7 protein-coding genes are annotated in these 7,218 nt (G+C 53.4%); 1 reads left to right on the top strand and 6 read right to left on the bottom strand.

Going from position 1 to position 7,218, the window contains the following annotated elements; translation table 11 throughout:
- Positions 1-403: 403 nt before the first annotated feature.
- The 6 genes from GX016_02560 to GX016_02535 all read right to left on the bottom strand — a co-directional run bounded on the left by GX016_02560 (position 404) and on the right by GX016_02535 (position 5,502).
- On the bottom strand, positions 404-1,675 hold the full coding sequence (locus tag GX016_02560; GenBank protein HHT70447.1) for a dihydroorotase: 1,272 nt from the start codon (positions 1,673-1,675) through the stop codon (positions 404-406).
- Positions 1,642-2,589, bottom strand: a complete 948-nt coding sequence (locus tag GX016_02555) for an aspartate carbamoyltransferase catalytic subunit (GenBank protein HHT70446.1) — start codon at positions 2,587-2,589, stop codon at positions 1,642-1,644. The genes GX016_02560 and GX016_02555 overlap by 34 nt, the downstream gene beginning before the upstream one ends.
- Before the next feature lie 117 nt (positions 2,590-2,706).
- Positions 2,707-3,138 carry a hypothetical protein gene (locus GX016_02550; protein ID HHT70445.1) on the bottom strand — a complete coding sequence of 144 codons (432 nt, stop codon included), beginning with the start codon at positions 3,136-3,138 and terminating at the stop codon, positions 2,707-2,709.
- 32 nt (positions 3,139-3,170) lie between these two features.
- Positions 3,171-4,091: an orotidine-5'-phosphate decarboxylase gene (gene pyrF / locus GX016_02545; GenBank protein ID HHT70444.1), complete on the bottom strand. Its 921-nt coding sequence runs from the start codon at positions 4,089-4,091 to the stop codon at positions 3,171-3,173.
- Positions 4,092-4,103: 12 nt separating this feature from the next.
- Positions 4,104-4,685: an orotate phosphoribosyltransferase gene (locus GX016_02540; GenBank protein HHT70443.1), complete on the bottom strand. Its 582-nt coding sequence runs from the start codon at positions 4,683-4,685 to the stop codon at positions 4,104-4,106.
- A 259-nt stretch (positions 4,686-4,944) separates the two neighbouring features.
- A complete protein-coding gene (locus GX016_02535; GenBank protein HHT70442.1) occupies positions 4,945-5,502 on the bottom strand; it encodes a DUF1998 domain-containing protein in 558 nt (185 codons plus the stop codon).
- A 255-nt stretch (positions 5,503-5,757) separates the two neighbouring features.
- Between GX016_02535 and GX016_02530 the strand changes: the two genes are divergently transcribed.
- Positions 5,758-6,975 (top strand): MFS transporter, encoded by a 1,218-nt coding sequence (locus GX016_02530; protein HHT70441.1) that lies wholly within the window; start codon positions 5,758-5,760, stop codon positions 6,973-6,975.
- Positions 6,976-7,218: the final 243 nt, after the last annotated feature.

Below are 7,218 nucleotides of genomic sequence, written 5' to 3'. Positions count from 1 at the left end.
TGCAAGGCGCGGCAGGCTTGGGAGCCTGAGTAGTCGAACTCAGCCGCTTGACCGATGATGATAGGGCCGGAGCCTAATACCAGGACGCGGCTGAGGGATGGGTCTTTGGGCATAAGGGTTCCTCCTTCATGGATGTACAAGGCTATTGTCTGGGTAATTGGTGTTCTCGGGTCGGCTGCGTCGCGTAGGTGTTCTCTGGCGGTGCGAAGAACGAGCTCGGCTGCGCTCGGGCCGCCTCTGAACTCGCCCCTTGGGAGCTCGACTTGCCCACCATATGAGGTGGGAACCTGCATTGGCGGTTTACCCTCGCTGCGCCTCGCTCTTTTGATTTAGGTCGTAATGCGCCGCTACGAGAACACCCTACAGTCCGTCTGCTATCTTAAAATTGACAAATTAGAAACTGCTATTTGATCTTGAATACCACGTTCCCATTTACTAGCGTTAGCATAGGTAACCCTGATACTTCCTCACCCAGGAAGGGGGTGTTACGTTCGCTGGACGGGAGCTCGTGGGCACCAATAGCGGCGGTGGCCTCAAGGTTGATGACGGTAATGTCGGCGGGACTTCCGGGCTTGAGGGTGCCGGCTTGGTCCAAGCCCAGGATTTGGGCCGGGCCGGTGGTGAGCCGGGTGATTACAGTAGCTAGATCTAGTTTGCCCGGACGAACCAGCTTGGTATAGAGCAGGGGAAAGGCGTGCCGCAGGAAACTGCCGCCCCAGGCAGCAGCAGCGAACTCCACGTCTTTTTGCTCCGGCGAGGCAGGCGTATGATCGGTGACAATGGCTGCCAGAGTGCCGGTTTTCACGGCCTGGATTAGGGCTTCTCGGTCTTTTCTTTCGCCCAGGGGTGGGGTAAGCTTTAAGCTGGTGTTGTAGTCTTTGATATCATCACAGGTAAGAAGCAAATGAGAAACAGGGACGGCACCGGTAGCCGCTGTGCCTTGCTGCCTCACTTGGCTGAGCAGAGCTACTGCTTTGGCCGTGGAAAGGTGAATAAAGTGCAGCTGTCCCCCGCTAGCTTGAGTCAGTAGCAGGTCTCTAGCTACGGCTGCTTCTTCAGCTACGGCTGGTATGGCCGGCAGCCCTAACCTGGTAGCTGCTAGACTTTCGCGCATAAGGCCGCCGGCGGCCAGCGCCGGATCTTCCGGGTGGATAAACAGCGGTCGCTCAAAGATACTAACATATTTCAAAGCCAGAAATAGGAGCTGAGAATTTGCCGGCCAGCGGGTTCCATCGGAAAAGCCGTATGCGCCGGCGTGGGCAAGAGAACCCATATCGGCCAGTTCTTTTCCTTCTAGGTTCCGACTCATTGCACCTAAAGGGTACAAACGTACCGGGCAGTGTTGTTGAGCCAGGGCCTTGAGGCCAGCCAGGCGCAACTCATCGGTGAGTGGCGGTGTTGTGTCCGGCAAGACAGTAACGCCGGTAAACCCGCCGCTGGCGGCGGCTTGGCCCAAAGAAGCCAGGGAGCTGGAACTTACGCTCCCTGGCCGGCAGGAAAGATCGATAAATCCGGGAACCACCAGGTGTCCACTTACATCAATGACATCGGCTTCATCTGGTGGCGGCGAAAAAGTAAGGTCTTTAATCAATCCATTTTCGATTATGAGTGTGCCTTCTCGGTCGATACCCTGAGCCGGGTCTAGAAGGCGACCGCGTGTGAGCGCCTGAAGCATTGCTTTTCACCTCTGAGCAGGATAGTGAGCACAGCCAATCGTACTAAAACACCGTTACTTACTTGTTTTGTAAACTGAGCCTGCGGCCCAAACGCTACGTCACTGCCAACTTCAACTCCTATATTGGCCGGTCCCGGGTGCATTACTATGGCTTCAGCCGGTGCTTGCGCTAAGAAGTCATTGTTTAAACCCCACAAACGGTTATACTCTGACAGTGAAGCCAGGTACCCTTCAGCCTGACGTTCCCGTTGAATGCGCAGGAGGTAAATTACGTCAGCATCGGCAATGGCAGCGGCCGGATCACTGATTACCTCTGCCCCTAGTTCGGGCAGGCCGAGTGGCAATAGAGTGGGTGGACCGGCCACCAGTACTTTGGCACCCAGGCGCGAGAAGGCGTCGATGTTAGAGCGAGCCACGCGGCTATGCAAGACATCACCGATGATAGCTACCTTCAGCCCGTCAATGCGGCCGCGTTTTTCCTGTACTGTGAGCAAATCCAGCAGCGTTTGAGTGGGGTGAGCGTGCCAACCGTCCCCGGCATTGATCACCGGGATCGACACCCGGCTGGCAACCAGGGTAGCAGCCCCGGCTGCTTGGTGCCGTAGCACCAAAGCCGATGCCCCGGTGGCCTCCAAAGTGCGCGCTGTATCCACCAGACTCTCGCCTTTGGTCACGCTGCTGGTGTTGGTGGTAACACTTATGACCTCAGCACCGCCTAAATATGCAGCTTGGGCAAATGAGACTCGAGTTCGGGTACTTGGCTCGTAGAACAGCAGTACCAATCGCTGTCCAGTCAGATGGGACAGTTTTTCGCCCACTGTTAGGCGAAGTTTAAGATCAAGAGCTAATCTCAGTAGGCCCTCAATTTCATTCCGAGATAGGTTTTCCAGGGACAACAGATCTTTGTGCAGCACAGCCTGTTCCTCCTCTATAAAAAACTCTTGGCTGTGCGGCCAAGAGGGGAAAGGATCTCGCCCCAGAGATTCCTTGCCGGCCTCACAGGACCGCACTTAAAGGATCGGACGGGTTTTTCAATTAACGGCTGCCAAAACCAATTCCGTTGTTGACGGGGGTAGTATCTCAGCCGCGCCTAAAGCTTGCAGTTGCTCCTGCTCCTGGCTGCCGGCGGTGGGACAACGGACAAACAGCGGTAGGGTCACAGCTTTGTTCAGAGCGGATAGTACCGTTTTGGCTGCAGCAAAATCAGTGGCTGAAAGCAGGAGAGCGTTGGCTCCGGCGGCAGCTACCGCTTGGGCCAGCCTGGTCAAGCAGTTGTTGTTCCTGCTGATCTCCACTTCCACCACCAGCGGCAGCTTAATTTGATGCCGGGTGTGAGCTACTACCCGGGCTGCCTGGTTTGGTTTCAGGCCAAGCTGGAGTTTAAGGTGGTAATAGGAGTCGGTTTGCATGTTGCTTAAAAGGTTGACGTAGGGCAGCCAAGTAATAGCGGGACTCATGGTCATGACACATCACCTCCGCAGCTGTAGCTGCTGTTTTATCCCAGCGGGTAGCCAGCATTCCTAAGCTCACGCAGAATATCTGCTGTGGCCTGCCGTGCCGCCGCATCAAACCGATCGGCAGCAAAGCGGCTCTTATATGGTTCCCGATCGAAGGCGTAGATTATGCTCCGGGCTGCTACCAGTAACGCGCCCAGGCCGTTGTGGTCGAAGCAGGGTAGGGCGTCGGCTGCCTTTCCTCCCTGGACTCCTAAGCCTGGCAGTAACAAGTAAGAGTGCGGCAGTAGTTGGCGCAGGGTTTGGGCTTCGTGCGGATGCGTTAGCCCCACCACCACTCCCACCGACGAATACTGTTCATCGCCGCGGGTGTCATCCGCCCAGTCGGCCACCCAAGCAGCCACTTCCTGCCATACCGGACGCTTTGTCTCTTGCACGGTAAGGTTTTGTAGGTCGGCTGCTCCTGGATTCGAGGTCCGCACCAGCAGGAAAATCCCGCGCTGGTTAGACGTAGCCGCATTGACAAAATGCTCAAGGCCATCGCGGCCTAGAAACGGATTCACGGTAAGAGCATCGCAGGGGAAGACATGAGGGTTCTCATCAGAGGCCAAATAGGCTCGGGCGTAGGCTAAAGCAGTGTTGGGGATATCCCCCCGTTTAGCATCTAGGATCACCAGCAGTCCTTTCGACTGAGCATAACGAGCTGTCTCTTCCAGGGCTTGCATACCGGCCCAGCCGAATTGTTCATAGAAGGCCGCCTGGGGTTTCACCGCTGGGGCCAAGTCCGCCACCTGGTCGATGATACCTTTGTTAAAGGCCAGTATAGCTGCTGCTATCTCCGTGCTACTCGCGGTAGCGGCCGGTTTAAGGCCGGGCGGAAACTTGGTTATGTCAGGATCAAGACCAACCACCAGCGGGCTTTTCTTGTCCAGAACGGCTTCGTTTAAGCGCCGAGCAAACACGGCAAGACCCCCTTAGATATATTGGAGCTGACGACTTCCCGGTATCACAAGCGGCACCTTTTGCTTACATAACGGGCAATCTTTCGGATCCCAGGACTTAATATCCATGGACAGCAGCGGGTAAAACTCCACTGGGAATTGCACCTGGCCATCGCTGCGGTCAACTAGACAGGTTATGCCTACTACTACAGCTTCAAGGGGCCGAGCGGCATCCAGTACCTCCAGAGCTGAACCACCGGTAGTGACAATGTCCTCCACCAGCAGTATCCGTTCGCCGGGGGCCACAGAAAAGCCCCGCCTAAGCTGCATTTTCCCCTCGACCCGCTCTGTAAACAGAGCCCGACAGCCTAATTGCCGCCCTACTTCATAAGCGAGGATAATGCCACCAACGGCTGGGCCGATAATGACGTCCGGTTTCAGGTGCTTTGTGCGCCGGGCCATCTCCGCGCACAGGATTTCAGTGTACTTCGGATACTGCATCACCTGAAACTTCTCCAGATAAATATCACTGTGCAAACCCGATGTAAATTGGAAATGACCGTGTTTATATACCCCTGCCTCCTGTAATACACCTTGGACCTCTTTCATATCCAAGGACAGCACCTCCTTGTCTTGCGCAGCAAAAAACCCTGCTGGCCTTCGGCCAGCAGGGTGCACTTTCCCCATTCAAATTCGTTTCCCTTGCCAGCCTCACAGGACCGTCTTTAAAGGGTAATATTTACTTGTTACTAACATATTAACCGCCAGCAGCGCATATGTCAAGGGTTTTCTCGAAAACAAGAAAACATCATGTCCCACATCATGCCTCACCTACAATTACCTGCCGAAAAAGTCATGTAGCCGTAAGCAACACTTAGGACAGCAACTTTTTCAGGAAATGGATCACTGGTCCCCGCTCAAGGCCATCATGGCAAAACTGGTTCTGGTAATGGCGCAGGCAGCTATAACAGCTGCTTTTTTCTTCTTTGCCACCACAGGTGCACCGCGCCAGCCTAGAATGGGCCGCGTTAAGGACTTCCCGTAGGCATTCTTCTTCTGCTACCCGGCGCACATGGCCGGCCCCGCCCGGTACATCATCGAATAAAATGAGGGTTGGTGTACCCAATACTTCGCTGTACAGACAGCCATTTAAGTCATCGCGTTCTATTTCTAAATAGGTATTGGTAAACGACCAATAATCGCCTTCTTCATAATGCCAAATTCCTCCGCCCACAAGAAAAGAGGCAAACGTGGCGGGATATCGTTTTGTTATCAACCTGATACCGTAATTGGCGTTCTGATCAAGAATTTCTTTAAGCCAATTGCCCGTTTTTTCAAGATCAGATTTTGTCAGATCAAGTTGCCCAATAAATCTGACTGACGGGTCACAGAGTGCAGTGTTAAAGGTTGTTTCACTGGAGGTTCTATTAATTCTATATGGTCAGTCCTATATCCTGCCTAAAGAGAGTTGGTTGTCAAAGTCAATGCTTACTTGTTTCTTAAAGGATTTGCCGTCTGTACAGTAGAAAATATAACAACTAGGTGATCAATCATTGCTTTCGAGATCAGTGTAATGTGGTATTCTGGCCGGCATATCCTTTCTATGAGCGTTAGGTTTCAGCTCTATGACTGCTGGATCGACTGCATAGACTTGGTTCGGATGATTGCTAGGGGAAGGAGATTTCACATGGAGGCTCATTGGCAAGGGGCGACGGAGCGGACACAGGAGGAACTGAGAGCGACGGTGCTGGTGCTGGCCGTGGGGGCCCTTTTTATGTATGCGGATCGGACTGTTCTTTATCCCATGCTCAAAGTAATTGCCGAAGAGTTTGGACTGAGCGGTACGGCTACCGGGTTTATTACTAGCACTTATTTCTTCTTATATGTAGCTATGCAGGTACCGTCGGGATTGTTAGGGGATAGATTGGGGCTGAAGAGGGTGTTAATTGTCTCCTATTTGCTCGGCGGCGGAGCGCTTTTAATGTTAGGGTTGACGGCTAATGACTATGCTTTGTTGATTATCCTGGTAGGATTGCACGGTATCGGGATGGGTGCTTTTTACCCCACGTCCTACGGCATCAATATCGGGACGGTGCCCAAAACTCGGCGCGGACTGGCATCGGCTACAATAAACGCCGGGATGTCAGTAGGTACCGCTCTTGGCCTGGCGTGTTCCGGACCGATATATTTATACACCGGCAGTTGGCGTATTCCCTTCTTGGTGCTGGCGGTTCCTACGTTATTGGTGCCAATATGGTTCCGGCGTAACCTACCGGGGCTAACAACCAATACTGATGCCGATCCCAATGAGGGTTGGCAGCAACCTAACATGAAAAAGATCCTGGCGGACAAGGATCTGTGGGCGTTAAATCTGGCGGCTTTTTGTGCCGGCTATGGATTCTGGGTAGCCCTGACCTGGGGGCCTGATTTCTTTGCTACTGAACGATCCCTTAGCCTTACCGCCGCCGGCGTGTTCACAGCTTTGCCGGCCCTCTCGGCTATTCCGGCGGCCATGTTTGCTGGTCGGCTGTCGGACAGAGTAGGGCGGCGCCAGTTGGCACTTATTCTCTATCCGCTTCAAGCGGTTACTATCTTTTCTCTGACCTACGTGAGGTCGGTGCCGGTATTAGCGGGAGCACTGGTACTGTACGGACTGGTTGGACGCACGGTATCAGATACAGTGATCATCTCGTGGTTTGGGGATCACGTGGCGAAAAAGAGCCCCGGTGCTTTAGGAGCGGCGGTGGGACTATTTAATCTGGTGGGGATGTCGGCGGCTGTAATAGCCCCTCTAGTGAGCGGGTTGGTAAAGGATATGAGCGGAAGCTTAACCGGAGCTTTCTATTTAGGGGTGTTGGTTGTTCTCAGCGGTACAATGTGTACTGCTGCTGCTAAGGAAGTGTAAAGGGACAGGATACCGAACCATCCACAAAAATGTAACGACCTTCAGCAACTTAGGCTGAAGGTCATTTCTTTCTACTTCCTTGACTGGGTTTTTATGGACTTTGATTGTATAAGAAAACTAGAGAAAGGTAAGCAGGGGTTTGGCGGCGAAAATAAGGAAGAGCGCGTTTAGTGTTTTGGTGATGAAGAGTGATGTGCAGCTTCTTTGCTTATAAGGATGGCAGGGGCGAGTCGGGAATGTTCC

The sequence above is a fragment of the Bacillota bacterium genome, from assembly GCA_012837285.1.
In the GTDB taxonomy this organism is placed as follows: Bacteria; Bacillota; DTU030; order DUMP01; family DUMP01; genus DUNI01.
This window is presented reverse-complemented; position numbering and strand designations above follow the sequence as displayed.